This is a genomic window from Olleya sp. Ti.3.14 (assembly GCF_038154885.1).
In the GTDB taxonomy this organism is placed as follows: domain Bacteria; phylum Bacteroidota; class Bacteroidia; order Flavobacteriales; family Flavobacteriaceae; genus Olleya.
The window spans coordinates 14,974-38,951 of the sequence record NZ_JBAKAO010000014.1; the positions used below are offsets into that span (position 1 = coordinate 14,974).

23 protein-coding genes are annotated in these 23,978 nt (G+C 30.1%); 6 read left to right on the forward strand and 17 right to left on the reverse strand.

All coding sequences use genetic code 11. The features are described from left to right. Positions 1-4: 4 nt before the first annotated feature. Positions 5-1,282 (forward strand): glutamate-1-semialdehyde 2,1-aminomutase, encoded by a 1,278-nt coding sequence (hemL, locus tag V6251_RS14885; RefSeq protein ID WP_341588958.1) that lies wholly within the window; start codon positions 5-7, stop codon positions 1,280-1,282. A 91-nt stretch (positions 1,283-1,373) separates the two neighbouring features. On the opposite strand, the gene V6251_RS14890 is transcribed toward hemL, so the two are convergent. From V6251_RS14890 to lysS, 4 genes are all read right to left on the reverse strand, one after another. Continuing rightward, the gene (locus V6251_RS14890; RefSeq protein WP_145006457.1) at positions 1,374-1,715 is read right to left on the reverse strand and encodes a hypothetical protein; all 342 of its coding nucleotides are present in this window, start codon (positions 1,713-1,715) and stop codon (positions 1,374-1,376) included. A gap of 131 nt (positions 1,716-1,846) precedes the next feature. Continuing rightward, complete coding sequence (locus V6251_RS14895; RefSeq protein WP_341588959.1) at positions 1,847-2,341, reverse strand: hypothetical protein; 495 nt, start codon at positions 2,339-2,341, stop codon at positions 1,847-1,849. 115 nt (positions 2,342-2,456) lie between these two features. Beyond that, entirely contained in the window at positions 2,457-3,443 is a 987-nt protein-coding gene (locus V6251_RS14900) for a hypothetical protein (RefSeq protein WP_341588960.1), read from the reverse strand. A gap of 142 nt (positions 3,444-3,585) precedes the next feature. Continuing rightward, entirely contained in the window at positions 3,586-5,280 is a 1,695-nt protein-coding gene (lysS, locus tag V6251_RS14905) for a lysine--tRNA ligase (protein WP_341588961.1), read from the reverse strand. Positions 5,281-5,382: 102 nt separating this feature from the next. Between lysS and V6251_RS14910 the strand changes: the two genes are divergently transcribed. Both V6251_RS14910 and lipB read left to right on the forward strand, forming a co-directional pair. Further along, the gene (locus V6251_RS14910) at positions 5,383-5,541 is read left to right on the forward strand and encodes a YqaE/Pmp3 family membrane protein (protein ID WP_084553703.1); all 159 of its coding nucleotides are present in this window, start codon (positions 5,383-5,385) and stop codon (positions 5,539-5,541) included. Between the two features lie 29 nt (positions 5,542-5,570). Beyond that, positions 5,571-6,269 carry a lipoyl(octanoyl) transferase LipB gene (lipB, locus tag V6251_RS14915; RefSeq protein WP_341588962.1) on the forward strand — a complete coding sequence of 233 codons (699 nt, stop codon included), beginning with the start codon at positions 5,571-5,573 and terminating at the stop codon, positions 6,267-6,269. A gap of 1 nt (position 6,270) precedes the next feature. Here the strand turns inward: lipB and V6251_RS14920 are convergent, their stop codons facing one another. The 9 genes from V6251_RS14920 to V6251_RS14960 all read right to left on the reverse strand — a co-directional run bounded on the left by V6251_RS14920 (position 6,271) and on the right by V6251_RS14960 (position 13,399). Next, positions 6,271-6,912, reverse strand: a complete 642-nt coding sequence (locus tag V6251_RS14920; RefSeq protein WP_341588963.1) for a hypothetical protein — start codon at positions 6,910-6,912, stop codon at positions 6,271-6,273. A gap of 76 nt (positions 6,913-6,988) precedes the next feature. Next, on the reverse strand, positions 6,989-8,449 hold the full coding sequence (locus tag V6251_RS14925; protein ID WP_341588964.1) for a hypothetical protein: 1,461 nt from the start codon (positions 8,447-8,449) through the stop codon (positions 6,989-6,991). 2 nt (positions 8,450-8,451) lie between these two features. Continuing rightward, complete coding sequence (locus tag V6251_RS14930; protein WP_341588965.1) at positions 8,452-9,177, reverse strand: glycosyltransferase family 2 protein; 726 nt, start codon at positions 9,175-9,177, stop codon at positions 8,452-8,454. A 17-nt stretch (positions 9,178-9,194) separates the two neighbouring features. Continuing rightward, on the reverse strand, positions 9,195-10,244 hold the full coding sequence (locus V6251_RS14935) for a nucleoid-associated protein (protein ID WP_145006540.1): 1,050 nt from the start codon (positions 10,242-10,244) through the stop codon (positions 9,195-9,197). A gap of 109 nt (positions 10,245-10,353) precedes the next feature. Continuing rightward, entirely contained in the window at positions 10,354-10,923 is a 570-nt protein-coding gene (locus V6251_RS14940) for a hypothetical protein (RefSeq protein WP_341588966.1), read from the reverse strand. Positions 10,924-11,052: 129 nt separating this feature from the next. Beyond that, positions 11,053-11,397 (reverse strand): hypothetical protein, encoded by a 345-nt coding sequence (locus V6251_RS14945; protein WP_145006546.1) that lies wholly within the window; start codon positions 11,395-11,397, stop codon positions 11,053-11,055. A gap of 154 nt (positions 11,398-11,551) precedes the next feature. After that, positions 11,552-12,163, reverse strand: coding sequence for an autotransporter outer membrane beta-barrel domain-containing protein (locus V6251_RS14950; RefSeq protein ID WP_341588967.1), 612 nt, complete (start codon positions 12,161-12,163; stop codon positions 11,552-11,554). A gap of 26 nt (positions 12,164-12,189) precedes the next feature. Then, positions 12,190-13,029: a DUF4412 domain-containing protein gene (locus V6251_RS14955; RefSeq protein ID WP_341588968.1), complete on the reverse strand. Its 840-nt coding sequence runs from the start codon at positions 13,027-13,029 to the stop codon at positions 12,190-12,192. Between the two features lie 22 nt (positions 13,030-13,051). Next, the gene (locus V6251_RS14960; protein WP_341588969.1) at positions 13,052-13,399 is read right to left on the reverse strand and encodes a hypothetical protein; all 348 of its coding nucleotides are present in this window, start codon (positions 13,397-13,399) and stop codon (positions 13,052-13,054) included. 130 nt (positions 13,400-13,529) lie between these two features. Between V6251_RS14960 and V6251_RS14965 the strand changes: the two genes are divergently transcribed. Then, positions 13,530-14,099 carry an RNA polymerase sigma factor gene (locus tag V6251_RS14965; RefSeq protein WP_341588970.1) on the forward strand — a complete coding sequence of 190 codons (570 nt, stop codon included), beginning with the start codon at positions 13,530-13,532 and terminating at the stop codon, positions 14,097-14,099. A 1-nt stretch (position 14,100) separates the two neighbouring features. Continuing rightward, entirely contained in the window at positions 14,101-14,823 is a 723-nt protein-coding gene (locus V6251_RS14970) for a tetratricopeptide repeat protein (protein WP_341588971.1), read from the forward strand. On the opposite strand, the gene V6251_RS14975 is transcribed toward V6251_RS14970, so the two are convergent. The 4 genes from V6251_RS14975 to V6251_RS14990 form a co-directional block, all read right to left on the reverse strand. Continuing rightward, positions 14,820-17,549 carry a CHAT domain-containing protein gene (locus tag V6251_RS14975; RefSeq protein ID WP_341588972.1) on the reverse strand — a complete coding sequence of 910 codons (2,730 nt, stop codon included), beginning with the start codon at positions 17,547-17,549 and terminating at the stop codon, positions 14,820-14,822. The genes V6251_RS14970 and V6251_RS14975 overlap by 4 nt on opposite strands. A 5-nt stretch (positions 17,550-17,554) precedes the next feature. Then, on the reverse strand, positions 17,555-18,028 hold the full coding sequence (locus tag V6251_RS14980; protein WP_341588973.1) for a hypothetical protein: 474 nt from the start codon (positions 18,026-18,028) through the stop codon (positions 17,555-17,557). A 118-nt stretch (positions 18,029-18,146) separates the two neighbouring features. Then, positions 18,147-20,573, reverse strand: coding sequence for a ribonuclease HII (locus tag V6251_RS14985; RefSeq protein ID WP_341588974.1), 2,427 nt, complete (start codon positions 20,571-20,573; stop codon positions 18,147-18,149). 31 nt (positions 20,574-20,604) lie between these two features. Continuing rightward, positions 20,605-21,204: a ribonuclease HII gene (locus tag V6251_RS14990; RefSeq protein ID WP_341588975.1), complete on the reverse strand. Its 600-nt coding sequence runs from the start codon at positions 21,202-21,204 to the stop codon at positions 20,605-20,607. 145 nt (positions 21,205-21,349) lie between these two features. On the opposite strand from V6251_RS14990, the gene V6251_RS14995 reads away from it, so the two are divergent. After that, positions 21,350-23,323 (forward strand): putative porin, encoded by a 1,974-nt coding sequence (locus V6251_RS14995; RefSeq protein ID WP_341588976.1) that lies wholly within the window; start codon positions 21,350-21,352, stop codon positions 23,321-23,323. Positions 23,324-23,978 lie beyond the last annotated feature (655 nt).

Genomic DNA, 23,978 nt, shown 5'->3' on the forward strand with positions numbered 1-23,978 from the left:
GTCTATGATTTATAAACGTAGTAGTGCTTTGTTTGCAGAAGCAGAGCAAGTAATACCAGGAGGAGTAAACTCACCTGTAAGAGCATTTAAAGCAGTAGGTGGAACACCTATTTTTGTTAAAGAAGCTAAAGGTGCTTATTTATATGATGAAGATGATAATAAATTAATAGATTACATCGCATCTTGGGGACCAATGATTTTAGGTCATGCACACAAACCAGTGGTAGATGCAGTTATTGATAAAGCAAAAAAAGGAACATCCTTTGGAATGCCAACTCAAATTGAAACTCAAATTGCAGAGTTAGCTGTGTCAATGGTACCAAATATTGACAAAATACGTTTTGTTAATTCTGGTACAGAAGCCTGTATGAGTGCTGTTAGATTGGCTAGAGGATATACAAACAAAGACAAAATAATCAAATTTGCTGGTTGTTATCATGGTCATTCAGATTCATTTTTAATTCAAGCAGGAAGTGGAGCAGTAACTTTTGGATCACCTAATAGTCCTGGAGTTACCCAAGGTACAGCAAAAGATACCTTGTTAGCAAAGTATAATGATTTGGCTAATGTCGAAGCTTTAATTAATGCTAATAAAAACGAAATAGCTTGTATAATTATCGAGCCTGTTGCTGGAAATATGGGTTGTATTCCTCCAAAAGCTGGGTTTTTAGAAGGTTTACGTGACCTTTGTGATGCTAATAACATACTGTTAGTTTTTGACGAAGTTATGACTGGCTTTAGATTAGCCAAAGGTGGTGCACAAGAATTACTAGGTATTAAAGCAGATATTGTATGTTTTGGTAAAGTGATAGGTGGAGGATTGCCTGTTGGTGCTTTTGCAGCTAGAGCTGAAATAATGAATCATCTAGCACCTTTAGGTCCAGTGTATCAAGCCGGAACATTAAGTGGTAATCCATTAGCTATGGCAGCAGGATTAGCTATGTTAACCGAGTTAAATTCTGGTGATGTTTTTGAAAGTTTAGCAAAAAAAACAGCCTATTTACATAAAGGTATTGCAACCGTTTTAACCGAATTAAACGTGACTCATACTATAAACAGAGTTGGCTCTATGATATCTGTTCACTTTTGTGAAGATGAGGTTGTAGATTTTGAAACATCTGCTAAAGGAAATAACGACACATTTAAAACCTTTTTTCATGGCATGCTTAACCAAGGTATTTATTTGGCACCAAGTGCTTTTGAAAGTTGGTTTTTAAATGATGCTTTATCTTATGAAGATTTAGATAAAACTATTGCAGCATGTAAAGCAGTATTTAGTTAAAAGCATTAAACAATAACTATAAAACATAAAAAAGCCGATTATTTAATAATCGGCTTTTTTTATATAAGTGTATTACTACTCTGTTGTTTTATTAGTTAGACAACTCTAAAAATTTAGTATACTGTTCGTCATTTAAAATTTCTTTAAGTTGAAGAGATAAACGCTCGTTAATTTTTTTGCTAAACGTATTATATTCACTTGTACCAACTTCAAACGAGTTGTTTAATGTTTCCGATTTTGAGTAAAATTCTTGATAAGCAACAAACATTAATTCCTGAGTTGGCTCATAAGCTTTAACAAGTCTTCCAATTTCTGCAGTTTTTGCTTGTGCTGCATTATTTATTTCTGCACTAAATTTTTGTTGTGCATTAGCAGTTGTTGTTGCTAGTGTTAAACCAAAAACGAAAAGACAAAGTGTAATTATTTTTTTCATTGTGTAAGTGTTAATTAATTATACTCTCAAAGTAACACTATTTGATTAATAATTACAAATAAAAAAGCACTGAATAGACAATCAGTGCTTTTTTACCTTTAAAAGTAAATATTTGATACTAAATCATAGATTTAATTGTCAGATTTATCCTCTTTTTTATGATCTTTTTTGTTTTTTGAACCCTTTTTCATGTGCTTACGTCCATGTTCTCTTTTAGATAAAGATTTTTCCCACTTAGTGTATTGCTCAGCAGTAAGGATTGTTTTCATTTTTTTCTTAGCTTCAATTTGTGCATCTAATTTAGCATTCATGCGTTCTAACTTTTCCTCTTTGGTAGGTCTTACACGCTCTTTATTATCTTTTTCAGCTAGACGCTTATCAAAGTTTTCTTTACGTTTTTTTGCATTTTCTAAATTTAAAGCCATCACTTTTTGTTGTTGGGCTTCTGTTAAATCTAAATGCAAGGTCATTTTTTTAGTTTGCAATTGTGCCATATCCTGAGGATCTAAATTTTGGCGTTGCTCTAAACGTTCTTTTTTATTTTCTTGACGCTTTTCCTTTTTGTTGTCTTGTGCATTAGCTTGAAATGTTATTAAAGCTAATGCTAGTATTACTAATCTTTTCATCTTTTTTGTTTTTTAAATTGTTATACTACTAAGACATATAAATGTTAGAATGGTTTAAATACCTTAGTTTTTTTAATCTTTAATTAACAGTTTGAAAATATTAGCCTATTGATAATTATAATGTATTTAAATAGGATTTAATTAAAAAGTAACCTTCAGTATGCACAAAGGTTGTACCTAGTAATGGCATGCTAAACAGTTCTTGATAATTGACCATTCTAGAATTTATTTCACCTTTTTTTTCTAATATAGACGTGTTTTCAAAAAGGGTTTCATATCTAAAATCTAAAGTGGTTTGTACATCGCAATAACCTCCTGGTTGGTGACAAGAGGCGCAATTAACATCTAAATATGCTCTAGCACGATCTTGTAAAGAGTAAGTGGCATCATCTTCCCAATTTGGTAAAGTTGTTATTGTGGAAATATCTGATATGCCAGTAATTTGATTGTTGTTTATTAGGTTTTGTAGTTGATTATTGTAATTAATGGAGCGTAATTTGGGTCCTAATGGTTTTACTTGGTCATTGTTTGAATGGCAGGTTACACAATCTAAGTTTGATGGAATTTGATAATTTACAGCTACAGTTGTCCCATTTTTATCAATAAAAGAAACAGGTACTGTTGCAGCGTTGTTTTCTAAAACTGCTTCGGTTTGTGCTTCGTTCCAGTGGTAATCACCAGCAATCCATGTTCCGTTTTGTTTTATTAGTAATCTGGTTTCGATAATTTTTCTGCCTTGGCTTAAATCATTTTCATCAAAATTGTAATAAAACGACTTAACTATTATCGAGTTGTCTGGAAACTCTGGCATACCATTACCTACAGCTGCTAATGTTTCGCCTTCAGGCAAAACAATAAAACGTGCTTTATGTGCATAATCCGTAAAAAGTGGTGTATTCAAAGTGTATGTAAAACTATATGGAGATGGTGTTAAGTCTTTAAGTGGTCCTTCAAAAAGATTAAGTTGTGATAGGTTAGGTAATAGTTGTGCAATAGGTCTTGGTGTAGACGTTACTGGTATATCTATGGTGTCAATATCTTCATTTTTACTACAGGAAAAGCAAAGTAATAGTGTTAGTATTAGTGTGGTTAGTTTGTTCATTGTTAGTGGTTTTGAATTGTGAAAATAACGAAAATGAATCAATTATAATGTATGTGTATTTAAATGTGGGAATAAAAAAAAGGAATTACATGTCTGTAATTCCTTTTTATATATTTATTTGTTACGTTTTGTAACTATCTATTTATATGGTTTCAACAAATAATCCATCATCTGTTTTATTGACTTTAGCGACACCTAATTTGGTTAATCCTTTAATAGTTTTGTCCCATTTTTTGTTACTTAAACCAGATTGTTCTTTAAGTGTATTAAGGTCTATTGGGCTACTTGCTTTTACTAATGCGAATAGTGATTTTTCGTCCTCTGTCATTGGAACTGCTTTTTTCTCAGGTCTCATTTGTGGAAAAAACAGGACTTCTTGTATAGATTTATTATTGGTTAAAAACATAATTAATCTATCCATACCAATTCCCATTCCTGATGTTGGAGGCATTCCGTACTCTAATGCACGTAAAAAGTCTTCATCTATAAACTCGGTAGCTTCATCATCTCCTTTTTGAGCTAATTTTAATTGGTGCTCAAAACGCTCGCGTTGGTCAATTGGATCGTTTAGCTCTGAATATGCATTTGCTATTTCTTTACCACAAACCATTAACTCAAAACGTTCTGTTAATTCTGGATTATCTCTATGCTCTTTACACAAAGGACTCATTTCTTTTGGATAGTCTGTAATAAAGGTTGGTTGTATGTAGTTACCTTCACATTTTTCTCCAAAAATTTCGTCTATTAATTTACCTTTACCCATGGTTGCATTTACGCTAATACCCATGTCTTTAGCAGCAGTACGTATTTGATCTTCTGTTTTTCCATTAATATCAAAACCTGTAAAGTGCTTAATAGAGTCTGCCATAGTGACTCTTGCATAAGGCGCTTTAAAATCTATTTTATGTTCACCAAAAGTAGCTTCAGAAGTTCCGTTTACAGCTATTGCACAATGCTCTAGTAATTGTTCGCAAAAATCCATCATCCAGTTGTAGTCTTTGTAAGCTACATAAATTTCCATTGCTGTAAATTCTGGATTATGTGTACGATCCATTCCTTCGTTACGGAAATTTTTAGAAAACTCATAAACCCCTTCAAAACCACCAACGATAAGACGTTTTAAATACAGCTCGTTAGCAATACGCATATATAATGGTATGTCTAAACTGTTATGGTGTGTAATAAAAGGACGTGCAGCAGCACCTCCAGGAATAGGTTGTAATATTGGTGTTTCTACTTCAAAATATCCAGACGAATTAAAGAAGTCACGCATCGCGTTAAATAACTTAGTACGTTTTACAAAAACTTCTTTTACTTTAGGATTAACAACTAAGTCTGCATAACGTTGTCTGTAGCGTTGTTCAGGATCTGTAAAAGCATCAAACGTGTTACCTTCTGCATCTGTTTTAGGTAATGGTAAGGGTTTTAAAGCTTTACTTAAAACAGTAAAGTTTTTTACCATGACTGTTTTTTCGCCAACTTTAGTAGTAAAAAGTTCTCCTTCTACACCAATAAAGTCACCAATATCTAAAAGCTTTTTATATACTGTGTTATATTTAGTTTTGTCATCTCCTGTACAGATTTCGTCTCTGTTAAAATAGACCTGAATACGACCTTCGCTATCTTGTAGTTCGGCAAAACTAGCATTACCTTGAATACGTCTAGACATCAAACGACCAGCTATAACAACCTGTTTACCTTCCTTAAACTCCTGTTTAATTTGTTTGGAATTGTTAGAAACAGGATATAAATCTGCTGGATAAGGGTTGATACCTAACTCACGTAATTTTGCAAGTTTTTCTCTACGTACGAGCTCTAGCTCAGATAATTGTGACATAGTTTTATTGTAATAAATTTAAGACGCAAAGATAATGGTTTGTAACAAAAAATAAGAGTTAACGTCCAATAAGTATATCATCACTCTATTAAATTTTTAATCATGTCTTTTTGGCGCGTTTTATTGTGTATAATTTGTCCTCCACTATCAGTAATTGGTAAGGGTTGTGGCTCGATTTTAATTGTTTTTATTTTATGGTGCTTAGGATGGATACCAGGTGTCATTGCAGCTTTAATAATATTGAATAACCCTGAAAGATAAATTGTATCTTTGCAGTATTAAACTTTGTAATGAATAAGAACGTACAAATACAAGATTTAGGGACTAAAGACTTTAAAGAGACTTGGGATTATCAAGAAGAATTGTTTAAAGGTATTTTAGATACTAAAATTAAAAATAGAAGAGAAGCTGCTGGTCTAGAAACCAATAATTACTTTTTGTTTGTGGAGCATCCACACGTTTATACTTTAGGTAAAAGTGGTGATATGTCTAATTTATTGCTAAACGAAGACCAATTAAAAGAGAAAGGTGCATCGTTTTATAAAATTAATAGAGGAGGAGATATTACGTACCATGGTCCTGGACAATTAGTTGGTTATCCTATTCTGGATTTAGATAATTTTTTTACAGACATCCATAAATACCTACGTTTTTTAGAAGAAGTTATTATTTTAACTTTAGATGAATATGGTTTAAAGGCAACACGTAGTGAAGGCGAAACAGGCGTTTGGCTAGATGTAGGCACACCATTTGCTCGTAAAATTTGTGCAATGGGAGTTAGAGCTAGTCGTTGGGTAACCATGCATGGTTTTGCACTTAATGTTAATGCTAATTTAGGTTACTTTGATAATATTATTCCTTGCGGAATTAAAGGTAAAGCAGTAACTTCCATGCAAGTAGAGTTAGGTGTTAAGTCTGTGGATGAAGCAGAAGTGAAATCTAAAATATTAAAACATTTTAGTGCCATGTTTGAAGCTAACTTTATATAATTTAGTCCTTAGCATAGTCTAGGTAAGCCTCTGCAATCTCTGTTAAACTAAAGTGTTTCCACTCTTTGTTTTGTATGCGTTTTACAAGTGCAGGATAATCTTTAAAATAAATACCCATTGCTTTTTTTACTTGTCCATTAGTAAACCCTTTACCACTTACTATATAGGCTTTGTCCTCTGTTGGACGTTGGTATAAAAAGTAAACAAATTCCCAAATAGAGTGTGCTCCAGTTATGGATTTCATGATTCCTTTTTTATCCAGCTTATAGCGTTGTGCAAGCGAGTATCCTTTAATAGCATCATTGGCATATATTAATAACATCCAATGTTTATTCTTTTTTTCGGATACTATTTCTTTTCCAAAGGATTTAAATAAATGGACAACAGTGTTTCTGACAAACAAAAATTTATTTCCGTTTTTAGCTGTATATAAAATTTGAGAAATAGTGTCTTCGTCAATTTTTAAAACTTTTGCTTTTGCACTAGATTTATATTCTACTTTACCATCCAACATTTTATTAGAAGGTAGTCTAGCTAAGCCATCTTTAACGGTTCCATCTGTCATTAGTATTTTGGCAGTGTGATATTGTGCGTTAGCAAAAAATGAACTTAAAATAAAGGCTAGGTACAAAAGGGACTTCATGTAAAAACGTTTAGTTATTGATTATTAGACTAATTAGAAATCAATTTAATTAAAAGTATTTACATATAAAAATGGTCTATAAGTTTTTGATTAGCATACCATCTTCAAAATAGTGAATTTTAAAATCTTTAAAATGGGTTAATAAATCCGGTTTAGATATAAAATAGCGTCGATTTATATTATTAAAAAACAAGATTTGAGCTTTACCTTGTTTGAGATCTTGGGTCATTTTTTGTAAAGTACTATCGTAAGTTTTTGTATTTATAAATGGAAGTTTATGGTTGTTTACATTTTTATAAAAACGCATGATATCGTGTGCATTGGTATAAAGATTTAATGTGTCTTTGGACTTTATGTAGTTAATAGATTGGGAGTTTTTCCATACTTCTGCACTATATTGCGTACCGTTTTGATAATGGTTGACTCTTAATTGGTAGGTGTTTAAAATATTGGATAGTAATAGTATTATAAAAAGAACTATGGTTATTGGTTGATATTGTTTCGTTTTTAGAATTGGGTTTAAAATTAAAACGACTAGTGTTAATATGATAAAATAAAATGGAAAGAATATTCTGGTATTAACAGGCACGTTTTCATCAAAAAAAGAAATAGAAAGTACTATAAATACTGTATAAGAACACAATAAAGTTACCAATAATAAGATGATAGGTGTACAGGATTTAACTTGTGCTATTATTGTTTTTTGTATTGTTTTAAATTTAAAAAAACTAATAACTATGAAGCTTAAAATGATTGTTGCTATATAGCCATTATATAAAAACCAGTAAATTATTGTTTTGGTTAATGATAATAATCTTCTAAATCTGAAACCAAAAAAATCGATATTTCTTATGGTGTTAGAATTGTTAAAATAGTAGCAGTAAATAAGCCAGAGAATAAATAGACTTAAGGAAGAGATCGTATAAATTAGTACTGCTTTTAATCTTGGTTTAATTTTAGATTTATGGAGTATTAAAATATAAAACCCAAAACCACCAATATATCCTAAGCCTGCATATCTAGTTAATAATAACGCGCTAGATATTACTCCAGCCCAAATAATATATTTGTAACTGCTAGTTTTACCCCATTTAATTAAAAGCAATGTTACTAACAGTAGTAAAACCATAAATAACCCTTCACTTAAAAAGTAAATAAAGACTAGTGATGTGTAGGAGGTTAAAAGTAAAATAACAATAAAAGGAATAACTTTTTTGTCAATTTTTAGTGTTGTTAAAAGGTTGTAAAAAATTAATGAAATTGTAGAAAGCAGTCCTACATTTAATATAAAGGCGCCTGTAGGTATACTGCAATTAAATAGCTTGGTCGTTAATGCTACTAATAAAGGGTAAAGTGGAGGCCAATGCGTAATTAGTATTCCGTTTTCGTCTACGATACCATTACCTAGTAAAATACTTTTTACTATTTGAATATAGGACACGGAGTCTGGCGTGATACCTAATTTATAAGGCCAACTAAAATAAGCGAATAGTAAGGTGAATACAATAGAAATTAAAATGATTAATTTTTTTGTCATCACTATTTACCTTTTAAAAGCCCATATTTTGTAATACAATATAAGGCTCTAAAACCATCTTTCCATGATATTTTTTTGCCTTCCAAATAGGTTCTTCCATAATATGAAATACCGACTTCGTAAATACGTATATATGGTATTCTGGATATTTTAGCAGTTACTTCGGGTTCAAAACCAAAGCGTTTTTCTTTGAGGTTGACAGATTTAATAATTTCACTTTTAAACATTTTATAGCAAGTCTCCATGTCTGTAAGGTTTAAATTGGTTACCGCATTAGAGAAAAAGGTTAAAAACTTATTTCCTATGGTATGCCAAAAAAACAATACACGATGAGGATTACTACCCATAAATCTTGAACCATACACGACGTCCGCAAATCCGTCTGTGATTGGTTTTAATAGGACGTTATACTCGTTTGGGTCATATTCTAAATCTGCGTCTTGGATTATAATATAATCTCCAGTTGCTTGTTTAATGCCTTCATGGAGTGCTGCACCTTTACCAAGATTTACCTCTTGCTTAAAAAACTTAATATCTAAATTAGGATTATTAGCAATAAAAGTTTCAATGGTTTTTTTTGTTTGATCTGTAGAGCAATCATCAATAATTACAATTTGCTTTTTTATACCAAATAGCAATGTCACACTATTAATCTTGTCCAGTATTGGTGTGATAGTGCTTTCTTCATTATAAGCAGGAATTATAATAGACAAGGTTTTAGTAGACATGTTTAGAGTGTTTGGTTTTAGGCTTCTACGTTAAAAAATACTTTATAATAATGCATTTTTTTCTCTTCGTCATAACCACGTTCAAGGTATTCTGCACTTGCATCAGGAGCGTCTATGTCTAATTTAATTTGGATGTTTGTATCCAATTTAATTTCGGTTTTAATTTTTTTCTTTTCTTTATTTAAAACTTTTTCTGAGACATCAAATTGATTTCTGATTAACACATTCTGTTCCGATTCAAAATCTTTTTTATAGCTTTCAAATAGATCCATGTGTTTGTCTTCCACAAAGACTTCGTCTTTAAATCGCTCGACATTTACTATTTCATTTTCTTTAAAAAAGTCAATAGTTTTAGCTAAAAAGGTATTATGCTCTTGGGCTCCATAGGTTGTTTTGATTATTTCTGTCGAAAATTCTTTACAAAGCTCAAGATAGTTTTGTGTATGACTATTGTAGTCATCTGCATATTTTATGTTTAAAAACTTATCTATCCAATACGCAGCATCGTAATTATTGTTGTCTACGGTTAACACAACTTTACCTTCGGCATCTCCAGTATTTAAAATTAAACAACCCTTATCTACTTTTTTAGCATTGATCCCTTTTTGGACTAAAACGTCGTAACTGTTATCTTCTAAATAGGTTTGAAAAAAGTTGGTTTTGTTTTCTATTTTAAAAATTCCAATAGCGTCCACAACCATTTCATTATGTTCAATACCATCAAAATAGGCAACAATTACGTCTCCCGTTTTAATTTGTGCAGAGGTTGATTGCTCATATAAATGTTTAACTACATTTTTGGAGACGTCCACAAAAGTTTCGTCATCTGCAAAAATTTCTTTAGTGTAAGCATTAATTTCATTTAGCTCGATATTGGCATGATGATTAAATCGGTGACTTTGGACTAAGCTTGTAAATGGTCTTAGTAAAAAAGGAACCATTAACTCATAACTGGCTTCATCAAAAATAAGTTCTTTTTCAGAAAAGGCATTTTTTGTGTCGTTATGTTTGTTTCCTACTTTGTGAATAATACACTTTAAAATAGAGGCTTTGTTACGATTAATCATTATTAAAAATGGTATTTGTTTTAAAATACAATGTTACTAAATATAGCCTAAATACAACACAAAAAAACCGAAGACTTTGCTTCGGTTGTTTTTGTGTTATAATGTAAAATTAATAAGCTATACCATAATAATCACATACTTGATAATAGTTAGTAATGTCAATTCCTGCTTGGCTTAATTGGTTGTAGGTTTGTTGTTTACTATTGGTTGTAAATCTTGCATTAGACGAAGACTCAATTATAATAACTCTTAAAGAATTTAAGTCTCCTGCTGCTATGGTATAGTTTGATCCTGAGGCATCACCATAATCAAAATCAATACCGCCAAGATAGTGTATTACGTGAACAGAAAAGTCAAACGCAATGGTATCAAATGGACATGGTACAGGTACCCAATTATTAGGATTGTTATTTAAATAAGTAAGTATAACACCATTGTCTAAAATGTCTTGTGTTATTTCTGGAATTGCTACAGAGGTGTAATTACCAGAAAAAGTTGAAGCATCAAGGGTTATGCTTTGCACATTAGCGTTTCCGTCCATACCATCTGCTCCGTTAGTTCCATCAATACCGTCTGCACCAGCAGGACCATCTGCACCATCTTCTGTTGAGCATGAAAAGTTAAAAGCAACGATAATTGCTAATAGGATAAATTTTGATTTTAATAATAAATGTTTCATTGTGTTTTTGTTTAAATGATTAATAGTTTTTGTTTTCCTATTAATAGATCAAAAATGTAAAGGTTAACATAAGAGATAAAAAAAAGCCGAAAAAAATATTTTTCGGCTTTTAAACTAAATTGACTAATTCTAGCTTTCTTCCTCACCAACAGGCTCATTAGAGGTTTTTATACTATTCCATTCTGGGTGAGTAGAATTTAAGTAAGCATACACTGGTTTTTCATTTCTAACCATATCAACATACATTGGCATGTCTTTAAATGGTAAAAATATGGCTCCAACTTTGTTGGCAGGAATATAAGTTGGATCAGGTACAGGACTTGAGTCATGTAAGAAATACATAATAAATCTGTGGTCTTTGTCATAACAAGTAATGTAACCTTGGATTTTAATTTTTTTACCATTCCATGTTGCAGAATTTTGATAACCCAAAGCCATTTTGTAAGTGTTAACTGTAAATTGTTTTGTTGCCATAATTAAATATGTTTTAAGATTAATAACACTTATTAATGGTTTTAGTAAGTAAAGGTTAACACATAGAATAAAAAAAGCCGAAACATTTGTTTCGGCTTTTAAACTAAATTAAATAATGAAAACTCAATCAATCAGTTTAAAGGGATATTATCAATTAAAAATAAGCAGACAATCCAATGCCTAGAAAGATGGATGATAAACTCTCTTTGTACTCTGAAGGTGCATCTTCTGGGTTTATGTCTTCCCAGGAATAATTTATAGAAGGTTCAATAGCGACATGATCTCCTAGTAAAAAAGAATAGCCAACACCAACTCTAAATCCAAAGGATGATGCTTTAGTTTCTAACGTTCCGAGTTCGGTAAAACTACTTTCGGTAGTTGTTTTTTGAGAGCCAAAACCAACAACAGCTTCGGCAAAAAGACCATTGTCTAAATAATATCTAGCAAAAGGTAATACTGCAAAACCATTGGTTGTGGTTTCTATATCTCCAAAAAACTCATCTTCTTGTTTTTCTTTATTGGTAGTTATGGAAAGCTCTAGTCCAATAGCAAGATTATCTGCTATAAAATAACCTGCTTTAGGAGTAATATTAGTTGTAAAAGCAGTGGCTTTATTATCATTAATTTTTCGGGTTGTATTGTATACTAAAATGCTTCCGTTAGTTAAAAATGTCCCTTTGGTTTTGGCTTGAAAAACATCTTGAGCTTGGCAGTTTAAGCTTAAAATAATTAAAGGTAAAATACTTAGTGTTTTAAAAATGTTCATTTTATTATTGGTTTATAATTAATAGTTTACATTAGTTTTTTATAGTCAGATGGCTTTATGGTTATAGTGGTTTTATCCAAAGCAATACATGTCATTTTTATGGCTTTAGGTTTGCGTTTAGAGGTGTCAACCATATCCATTTCTAGCGTTAGTCCATCTATCATTTTCATCCAAGATTGATTGTTCCCTTTTTTGCTTTTAAGGTTGTACATGGATTTTACAAATGATATACCTGCGTTTTGTGTAATCCAAACAATACCTTCAATGTCTGGTCCTTTAACTTTAAAAGCTTCACATGTATAGCCCAATATTGTTTTAGTGTTTCCGGTAGCTATTATGCTTATTTTGGATTGATTAATAGCGTCGTCAGTGGAGTCCTCAAAGTTTAAGCCCATAGACATTAGTGTTTTGTCGCCTTTATTGTCCATAAACATATACATGGATTTTTTGTCTATATCCATAACGCTTATCACATCATTCTTACCTGTTTTATCAGGAATACTGGTTCCAAAATAATTTCCAGCATTGGTTAAATAGTACACTAAGTTTGTTGTGCGTTTGCCATCTTCTATTTGCATGACGTATTTATGAGAAAATGTGTAGGTGTTTGCAGGAGTTTCAGCAGATGTACTAGTACCAAAAGGTGATTTATTATTATTAGTTGCGGTTTTTGGATCACTACTATTATTAAATGTAGAATCAAAAGCTTTTTCAGTTTCGCGTTCGGTTTTTTGTTCAACTTTCTTTTCTAAAGTTTTTTCGGCAGCTTTTTCTGCTTTTTTAGCTAGTTTTTTCCAGATCTGTGCATTACTTGACGTTGCAAAACAGCACATTAATATTATTAGTAAGGGTTTTAAAAGTTTCATTGTTTTATTTTTAATGGATTAATTATTCGTCTTTTTTAGCGTCCTTTATTTGTTTTCCAATAGTTTGTCCTAATGAGTCTTTTTGTTTTTGTGTCAAATTTTTGGATATCAAGTAATATTGATTTTTCAGCTCTGTTTTTTGTTTTTCAGGTAAGTCCGATTTTTCTAATAACTCTAAATATCCTATTGCTTTTCCGTTAGCGTTACCATCAAGGTTTTCGCCAAAAAGGCTGGTTAAAGTTTGAGTACCTTTATCTAAAAAAATGTTAGGGTTACTAGTAGTGGAATCTTTTGTAGCAGTTTTGTTTTGTCCATGTCCACTAATAGTAAAAGTTAATAGTATCATGATTGTGAATAGCAGTGTTTTCATTTTTTTTAAGTTTTATAAATATGCTTATTAATGTTTTGATTTTAAAAAGGTTAACAGAAGATGCTTTTTATTTTAAAAAAAAGTTAATTTTACTTTTACGTGTTAACCTTTCCTTCAAACCAAGTATTAAATGGCAAATAACCAAGAAGAAATATCGCTTCAAAGTTTAAAACAAGGCTCAGACCAAGCGCTTCAGCAAGTGTATGAAGACAACAGAGACAAGTTTATAAATTTTGCTAGACGTTATAATTTGGATACCGATGACATTATAGATATTTACCAAGATGCTTATATCGTGTTTTATAACAATGTAATGAGTGGTAAAATTGAAAGCTTTACAAGCAGTATTTCTACTTATTTATTTAGTATTGGTAAATACTTAATCTTTGATAAGATGAAAAAAAACAACAAAAAAGTAAGTGCTAATTTTGATTTATCCTTAGTTAAGGATTCTGATGATTTAGTAACTACCTTGGAGGTTGAAAATGAAGCGTTAACCCAAGAGCAAAAGCTGCTAAAACTTCACTTTACAGGCTTAGGTAAGCAATGTCAAGAGTTACTTACCTTGTTTTATTACAGAGGATTTACCATTAAAGACATTTTAAAACATAGAAATTATAATAGCGAAAACGTTATTAAAAGCGCTAAGTCTAGATGCCTAAAAACCTTAAAACAACGTATTAATAGCAACCCTAAATAACATGGATAAACAACAACTTTTATATCTATATTTTTCTGATAAACTAACTCCAGAACAAGAACATGTATTTAAAGATTTGCTAAATACCGATTCTGAATTTAAAGCGCAATTTGAATTTGAAAATAATATCAAGCAAGTCATTAAGGCAGAACAAAGCGATACTCTAAAATCAAAACTACAGGGTTTTGAAAAAAAGATAAAGACTGAGCAAAATAATGCCAAATCATGGTTTAATTGGCGCATTGCTGCATCCATTGTCTTTTTTTTAGCAGCTGGTTGGTTTGGTTACGATGCTTTTTTTGGTGTAAATTATGAAGATTTATATGCTACCAATTATAAAAACTATCCAAATACAGTTTATACTATTACAAGAGGGGAAGATACAAGTAGTCTTGAACGTGAAGCTTTTGTAGCTTATGAAACTGAAGACTATAATTTAGCAATTCAAAAATTTAATAAAATAGAAAATAAACAACCTTACTTTAATTTTTATAAAGCAAATTCATATTTAGGTTTAGGCGAATTAGATAAAGCAAAAGATTTGTTTAAAATAGAAACAGCAGCAGATGTAGCTGAATTTAAAGCAGAAGCTAATTGGTATTTGGCCTTAATTAATTTGAAACAGCATAATAAAACCGAAGCTACTAAATATCTTGAAACTTTAATTGCAAATTATAATTACAAAAAAGAAGAAGCTAAAACGTTACTTGAAAGTTTAAACTAACTATTTTTCTTTATTAATAATATACCTAATATTACTATTAGCAGTATTCCTGCTATAATCCATAACCAATAATGCGTTGAGGTTAAAGGCTCAGTATTTCCAGAAATCACAAATGCAGACCAATAATATGGATGCGATAAGGCATTGTCTTTATTTTGTTTTACAAAAGTTAGCTTAGCTTGTTGTAGTGCTAAGTCTTTAGGTTGTCCTTTTGAAAGATTTTTGTAAAAATCTGACATTAACGCAGCAGAAGACGCATCGTTAATTTTCCAAAGTGTGCTAGATATACTTTGTGCACCACTAAAGTAAAACCCTCTAGCTAAACTTAATAACCCTTCGCCACGTTTCAGGTTTCCTATTCCGCTTTCACAAGCAGATAGGGTAACTAGATTTGCATTGAGTTTTAAATTATACAAGTCTTTAGTATACAGATAACCGTTTTGCCTATTTTTAGTGGTAAATGCTAAAAATGAAAACTCAGGAGCTTCATCATTAAAAACAGCATGTGTTGCCAAGTGTAAAATACTATAATTAGTACTTTTAGTATTAAAATTTTGTAAGGTAGCATTGTCATGACTTAATACTTGACCTTTAAAATAATCTGCACAATCTTTTGCTTCCTTTAAGTTATTAGGTAATGCTAGTAAATTGCTGTTGTTAAAACTTGGCGCGAAAGCTAAAAGTTTTCCATTATTAGATTTTTTAGCTTGTAATTGTTGTAATAATGTTGCAGAATTAATGTAACTTATATTATGTTTTTCAAGTAAATAATTGGATTTTTTATCAATTAGAGCTGCAAAAGGTATGTAGTTTAACAATCCATCTGCTACAATTATTAGATTTTGATTTAATTTATTAATAGGAGCTATTATCTTATCGTGTAAACTTTTTAGATTTTTTCTTAACAGCTCTAAATTGGATTTAGGATTGCTAAGCATTTTATATGTTAATTTTACTGAATCATTAAAATTATAATCCAATGTTATTCTCTTAAGTTGTTTTGTGTTTTTAGTTATTCCAAATGTATATATCGCATTTTCGCCATAAAAATAGGAGATAAGCATATCTTTTTTAGATAATAGTTGTTGTGTTTTTTTTAAACTAATCCCTTTTGAATTGTACTTTAAATTAAAGTAATTTTTATAGTTTGACTCTAGACGTTTTACATAATTAGTATGTTCTAGTTTTAAGTTGGTTAACTCCTCTTTCAAAGTTTCAGTTTTATTAACGTTTAGTTTTTTTTCTAAAGTGGTAATTTTATATTTTAAAACGTCTCCTTCTTCAATTATGTTTTTTGGGATATTTGCATAATTGGTAGCTTTACTACTTAATAATGCTTCTAAAAGTAAAACGCTTTTACTTTTTTCTGCATATAAAAAAGCTTGATCTATATAAGTGTTATTATTGTTTTTGCTATCTAAAGCAAAACAGGCCTCTATACCTGACTCAAATAATGGAAAAGCATTTTCTATAAAAAAAAGTTTGTCATCATTATACCTAAAGGTTGGTCTTAGTTTGTCTAAAATACTAATAGCATAATTTACTGTGTTGATAGTTTCAATAGGATTATTAAGATTGTTTAATGTAATAGCTTTTAGCTTTAATGTTTTTAACAAGTTTATTTGATTAATGCTTGATTTAATAGAGTCATTTTGAAATAAACTTATGGCTATATTATAATGGTTTAGAGCTTTATTTGGATCATCGTACTTTTGATGCAACTCGCCTATATCAGAATTTGTAATTGCTATATATTGGTTGTTTTTATACGACCTAGTGGCTTTTTTTTTGTAAAAATTTAGCGCTTTATTTAATTCATTTAATGCTTTTTCATAGTTGTTTTCATTATCATATATTTCGGAGTATAGTTTATAATAATTTACATTGTACATATGGTTTATGTCTAAATACTGTTTAGCTTTTTTTAGATAAAACTTAGCACTATCAATTTTTTTTAATTGAATGTAATTTTTGGCAATATTAAAACACGAAGACATAATATTGTTTGAGCCACCTTTATTATCGTAGTAGTTTAAAAATTTAAGAAAATAGCTGTTAGATTGTTTGTGCTTGTTTTCTTTTTTTAAAACTTCGGCTAGCAAATTATAGTTTGAGTATATCAAATCATTATTAGTACTATCTATTGTTTTTAAAAACCTGATATTTTTATCATACAGTGCTTTGGATAAGGCGTATTTACCTTCGTCAGTATTCATTTTAGCCACATAACTATAAGCTACAGAAAGAAACGTTTTGTTTTTTAAAAGTTGGGAGTTGTCAGCGTTTGCGGTATTATCAATTATTTTTTGAAAACGATTTTTAGCTGCTTCGTAATTGTTTAAACGGTAATAATAAAAACCATAATAAAAGTTAATATGGTTTTTATATTTAAGACTGTTTTCTAAGGTGTTAAAGTAATTTTGTTGACTATTATATAAGGAGTCAATAGTGAATAAAGTAGATTGTCGTTTGGTGAAATTATTATGGTAAAACGCTGTATTATAAATTTCAAAATAATTATCCATTGCATAATTCCAATGCTTATTACTTGCTGCAACTTTAATACTTTGTTTAAAGTAATAATACGCTGAGTCTTGGTTGCTAGTTGCTATATTGATAGCTTTATTACTAAGTTTTTTTATTGTTTTTTCTGAAGCTTGGCTGGACTGTTGTGATAAACTAACTTTAAGTGAAATTAAGCATATAAAAAATAAGATATATTTCATTCATCTTACTTTTTAAACACAACATTATAAGGCTTTTTATTGTTAGTGGTAACTTGTAATTTGTTTGTTCCGTCACATATTGACGATTTCATTTTATTTACCGGAAATACAAGAGTGCTATCTTCTAATGTCGTTAAATCATCAGCTGTAAAAGTTTGAATTGGATTGTCTTTATTGTCTAATAAGATAATCTTTATGTTTTTAGTGTCCTTGTCAAAGCTTATGTATTTAACAGATGGACAACAGTCTGTGAAGGAACTGTCAGGACAAGGTGGAAGAGGATCTCCTCCTCCAATTGCAATAGAGTCGTTAGTCGCAGTGTATGTACTTCTTTGATCTGTGTTTTGAATATGTATGGTATAAAGCTGTCTTTCGGTTAAAGTGTTTTGTTCAGACAAATCGATTTCAGCTTTATTATTGTTATTGCAAGAATTAGCTAACAGAAATAAAGTACATAGGGATATAATTACAGCTTTCATAAAGTAGTATTTAGTTTATGTTTACTTAATGTTTTAAGTATCATAAAGTTAACGTTTTAATTGAATAATTTAAATAAATCATCAATTTTTTAGCTGTAATAACCTTTTATTCAGTTACTTAATTTGTTTTATAAACTAACACAGAGTTGCTCTCACCTTTTGTCACAAACTCTAGATTATTATCCTTGTCAATATTATCAAGATCTATAGCTGATGTACCGTAAACAGGAAAGTTATCTTGCTGCTTTGCATTACTATCAAATAACATTACTTTGTGAGTTTGCTTATCTGTAGTGGAAACGTATATTTTATTGTTAATTAAAAATAGTTTTGCAGGCGTATAGCTACCAAAATCTAATTGTAAGGTTTTATCTTTAATATTTAAGATATTGTCACTTTGTGTAATTAATGTTTTTGTAGTCGCGCTTAAAGTTATGTTTTCTGACAGGTTTGTATTACTTACTGTAACCTTACCTTTTTGATCTATAGTTGCTAACTTACCGTCTTTAGTTGTTGTTATAAAATTCGAGTTATAATTAAAGATAGCTTGATTTGCATAACTAAGTTTTGTTTTAGGAGTCACTCTAGTTTTTCCACGTCTGTCTAAAATGTATAATTGGTTGTCTGTTTTAAAAAGCAGGTAATCTTTTCGGCCAATTCTAATATGTTGAGGTGGTGTGTTTATAGTTTCTTCTGCTTGTTTAAAGTTGAAACCTTTGACCGTTTTACCATGACTATCATAAACTAGTACATTTTTGTCTTGTGTTATAAACAAGCGGTATTTTTTGTTATTGTCATAGTCAAAAACAGAAAGAGGTTGCGTAATATCATCATTAAAGGTCATCGGAAACGGTTTTACATCCTCTCCAGTTTGATCTAAAACATAAACACGATTAGCAGTAGCAAACACTAATTGTAAACGTCCATTTTTGTACATGTCAATTTGATTAACAGATCCTAAAATGGCACCTTTTAATTGCTTTTTCCATAGTATTTTACCACTATTAGATATTAAATATAAGGTGTTAGCTATGTCCTGTACAATTATATCTTTTTGTTTTGTACGATGGTTTTTAACAAACTGAGGGTTAGTAAGTATGTCATTATCTAATTTAATATTAAACATTTCAGTAACCGAGTTGTCTGAAACCGATGGTTTACTTTGCTTAATAATGGCATTAAAGTGTGCAAAGTCTATGTCGTAAATAAATTGTAAAGCAGTTGTTTTGTAGTTGTCAAATTTAAAATCAAAATTAGTATTCAAGTTAGTTTTGACTATTTGATTAAGATTAATAGGATTTATAACCTGAAGTATAGATGCTTGATTACTTAAGTTTTTCTTTAAATCTTTGTAATAATCGCGATCATTTATTGTAGTCTGATTTTGATAATTAACAATTATATTTTCCAGTGTCTCTGTATTAGATGCAAATACTAAAAACTGATTTATTATAAAGTAGTTAGCAGCCTTGTCCAAATTAACAAATGGTTTTAAATAATCGTTAAATAGTCCAGGTTTAGAAAATTTATAAATGCTAATACCTCTAAAGTCTTCAACTTTTTCTTTTTCACTAAGTAAGGCTTCTTGAGTACTAATAATATCAATAGAGTTTAATACAACAGCACTAGTTGTGTCACTGTAAATTTCACCAAATTCTATGATATTATCAAAAAGAGTCGTTTTAGATTTAAGAGTGTCAATCTTATTGAATTTGTTTAAGTTATGGCTAAATTTTTTATAATCGTTAAAAGTAATACTTAAAAAGCCATCACTATTGGAAGGTGTTATTTGTGCTAACTGGTTGTCCTGTGGTAATGTGTTTTTAAACACGTTAATTAATTTATTGGACGTTTCTTTAGCTTTAGTTATACCGTTTAACGTTAGCTGGTTTTGACTAACTTCTGTATCAAAAGTCAAATAGTCTGTAAAATTTTTAAATGAAAGATTGTTGTTTTGGAAAACAGTATTTAAAACATTATTTTTATTTATAAATACAGAAAACGAAGCTTCTTGATCTTGAGTTGCTATTATTTTTTTAATCGAATTTTTGTCAGGTTTACTATTTATTAAGTGTTGCAAATGATCAACATTATTTGCTCCTATAAGTAGGTTTCCAACTGTCGAAACATAAATTATTTGATTTTTATTTGTGATTTTTTCAGCAGATAACCCTTTTATCTTTATAGGCTCTCTTTTAATTTTTAAACTATCTAAATTAAAAACAGAATCGTTTAATTTAGTAACAAAACTATATTGTAAACTATCCTTTTTATCTTTAAACAGATTGACGTAAACCTTTTGTTTGCTTTTTATTTGGTTTAATAATTCTAGTTTTTCACAAATGTTTTTATAAGACCTTGTGTTAGATAATTGGTCTATAAAATGGTTGTTGGTTATGTTACTTTTAAAGTTTTCTAGATTGTTAATGGTTAACACATAATCTGCTTGACTAAAAATATAATCTTCAATTGTATTTTTGTTAGTAGATTTTTGACAAGATATTATCAAAAAAATAAATAGTAAACAACACCATATATGTTTCATAAAAGTAGAGAGTTTGTGCAAATATAATAAGTTACAATTCTAATTTCAATTGTTCTGGTAACAGCTTAAAAGATTTTCTGTGGTATTTAGTAGGACCGTATTTTCTAATAGCTTCACGATGTTGTTTAGTTGGGTAACCTTTATTTTGTTTCCAATTGTACATCGGAAACTCTTCATGGATTTTATTCATGTATTCATCTCGATAAGTTTTGGCTAAAACAGACGCTGCAGCAATACTTAAAAACTTACCATCTCCTTTAATTATAGTTTCAAACGGAATATCTTTATAAGGTTTAAATTTATTTCCATCCACAATAATAAACTCGGGTGTTTTTTTCATGGCTTCAATAGACTTATGCATCGCTAAAATGGAAGCGTTTAATATATTAATATTATCAATTTCCGCTTCATGGATGTGATAAAAGCCAAAGCACAATGCTTCGTTTTCAATAATTGGTCTTAATAAATCTCTTTTTTTTTCGCTAATTTGTTTAGAGTCGTTCAAAACTTCATTCTTAAAATTAGGTTTTAAAATTACAGCAGCAGCAGTAACAGGTCCAGCTAAGCAACCACGACCAGCTTCATCAGTTCCGCACTCTAATTTGTGATTGGTGTATTTTAATTTTAGCATTAAATAAAAAAGAAGATTTGACGTTATATTGTTTCAATTTTGTTCCTTTCTTAACAGAAACCACAAAACCATAAAGATATTTGCTATTTTTGGCAAAAATAAATGATTCAGCTTTTAATTAAAGGTCTAAAATAGTCACCATTTAATGAAAAAAATAATTTTCTCTTTCCTTTTATTCATCATAACTGTTTTTGCATATGCGCAAAGACCAGTAAAAAAGACTTCAAATAAAGCGATATCTTCAGTCCAGTCTAATGTTGTTACCGTTCAAGACAGTCTTAAAAAGGGTAGTGTAGGTGCTAAATCAACACAAAAAAAAGAAGCTGTTATTACAGATTATTTGATTATTAATCATTTAAGAGATACTACATATTTAGATACGACCCTAACAATAAATAAAGAGTATAAATACAATTACTTAAGACGTGATGAGTTTGGTTTAATGCCATTTGCTAATATTGGTCAGACTTATAATAGTCTTACTTATAATTTTAACGACACCCATTTAATTCCAGGATTTGGTGCAAAAGCAAAGCATTTTAACTACTTAGATGCAGAGGACATCAATTATTATCATGTGCCTACACCATTAACTGAGCTTTATTTTAAAACTGCCTTAACCCAAGGACAGCAATTAGATGCGTTTTTCACTACCAATACGTCAAAGCAGTTTAATTTATCAATTGGGTATAAAGGCGTTAGGTCTTTAGGTATATATCAAAACTCATTAACTAGCTCAGGAAATCTTAGGATGACAGCAAGTTATAAAACAAAAAATAGGCGTTATATTTTAAATACACATTTTACCTCTCAGGATTTACTAACTCAAGAAAATGGAGGGTTAAAAGACGACAACCTTGCGTTTTTTGAATCCGGAGACCCTGATTTTGACGACAGAGGAGTGTTAGAAGTAAATTTTGAAAACGCAGAAAATCTACTTTTGGGTAAACGATTTTATTTAAATCATAGCTACGATTTTATTAGACCTAAGGATTCTTTAAGTTCAAACAGTCTTCAATTAGCACATGTAATGACACTTGAGGATAAGATTTATACATTCGATCAATCAGCAGCCAATACCGATTATTTTGGAGAAGCCTTCCGTACTTCAAGCTTAAAGGATAGGACAGAGCTAGAGCAGTTTACAAACCAATTACAATTAAACTACAAAAATGGTACATTAGGTAATCTTCAGTTTAATGCAACACATAATAACTATAACTATGGGTATGATAAAATTGTAGCACTTAATTCAGGAACTATAACTAATAGGTTAATTGGAGATGTAGTCTCAGTAGGAGCAAAATATAATAAGCAGTACAAAGGTTTTAATTTAAATGGTAATGCAGGATTAAATGTAACAGGAGATTTTGACGGAAACTATATTTCAGGGACAGCATCTTATCAATTAAATAGTGACCTTAAAATATTAGCTAATATCAATCACTCATCCATAGCTCCAAATTTTAACACATTGCTTTTTCAAAGTGATTATAAAAATTATAACTGGAGTAATCAATTTAATAATATTAAATCACAGCAATTACTCTTTAAGATAGACTCCAAAAAATATGCGAATCTAACGGTAGATCTAAATACAATAAATGATTATGTATATTTCTCAAAAAATGAAGAAGGCAATGTTAAACCATACCAAAATAGCGATGCGATTACCTATTTAAAACTCAAACTTCAAAAAGAAATCAGGTATAAAAATTTCGCTTTAGACAATACAGTGTTATATCAAAACGTGCAAGATAACGCCAATGTCTTAAACGTCCCTCAGATAGTAACCCGCAATACACTATATTATTCAAATCAAGTATTCAAAAAAGCAATGTTTTTGCAAACCGGAATAATATTCAATTATTTCAGTTCATATAATATGAATAGTTATGACCCTTTATTAGCCGAGTTCTATACTCAAAATCAAGAAGAGTTCGGAGGATTCCCTAGGCTAGACTTTTTTGTCAACGCAAAAATTAGACAAACTAGAATATTTTTAAAAGCCGAACATTTTAATTCAGCCTTCACTGCAAAAGATTATTATTCGGCAGCCAATCAACCATATCGTGATTTTACAATTCGATTTGGTTTAGTCTGGAATTTCTTTCTATAGCATAATGTTGGCGTTACCCAAAGGGTCGGGCTATCACTACTCGCTTTTTTTAGCGCACAGTTTTTACTATTAATTACAATACATTTTATGGATTAATTAATTTACTACTTAATATAGGTGCGTATAAAAAAAAGAGCTCAAACATACCGTTCTATCCCTAACGCGCTGCTTATCAGTAAACAAATTAAATAGTGAGAATATTACTTGTTTATCAGTAAGCTTAAGATTAAAAAATAATTCAAAAAAATATCAGACTCTAACCTATTAGCAATAAGGCATTAAAGGGTTGTGTTAAAATAAAATTAAAAAAAGATTAAAAAAAGGGTTGCGGGAACCAAAAAGGCTTGTATATTTGCACCCCGAAAACGACGTAACTGATGTTACTGAGAGTAAAGGAAAACGTTCTAAGATATATTGAAAGTGAAGTTTAAAAAAAAAAGAAAAAAACTTTTTTTTAAATAAAGCTTGTGGGATTAAAAAAAGCGAATTATATTTGCACCCGCTTAAGGAAATAACATCTTAAGAGACAAAGAAAAAAGTTCATAAACATATTGAATTGACAGCGTAAGAATTAATTGGAAACGATTAATTTAAACAAACGAGAATAAACCATTTTGAGTACTGAGAACATTATTAATTGTTAAAACATAGTCGT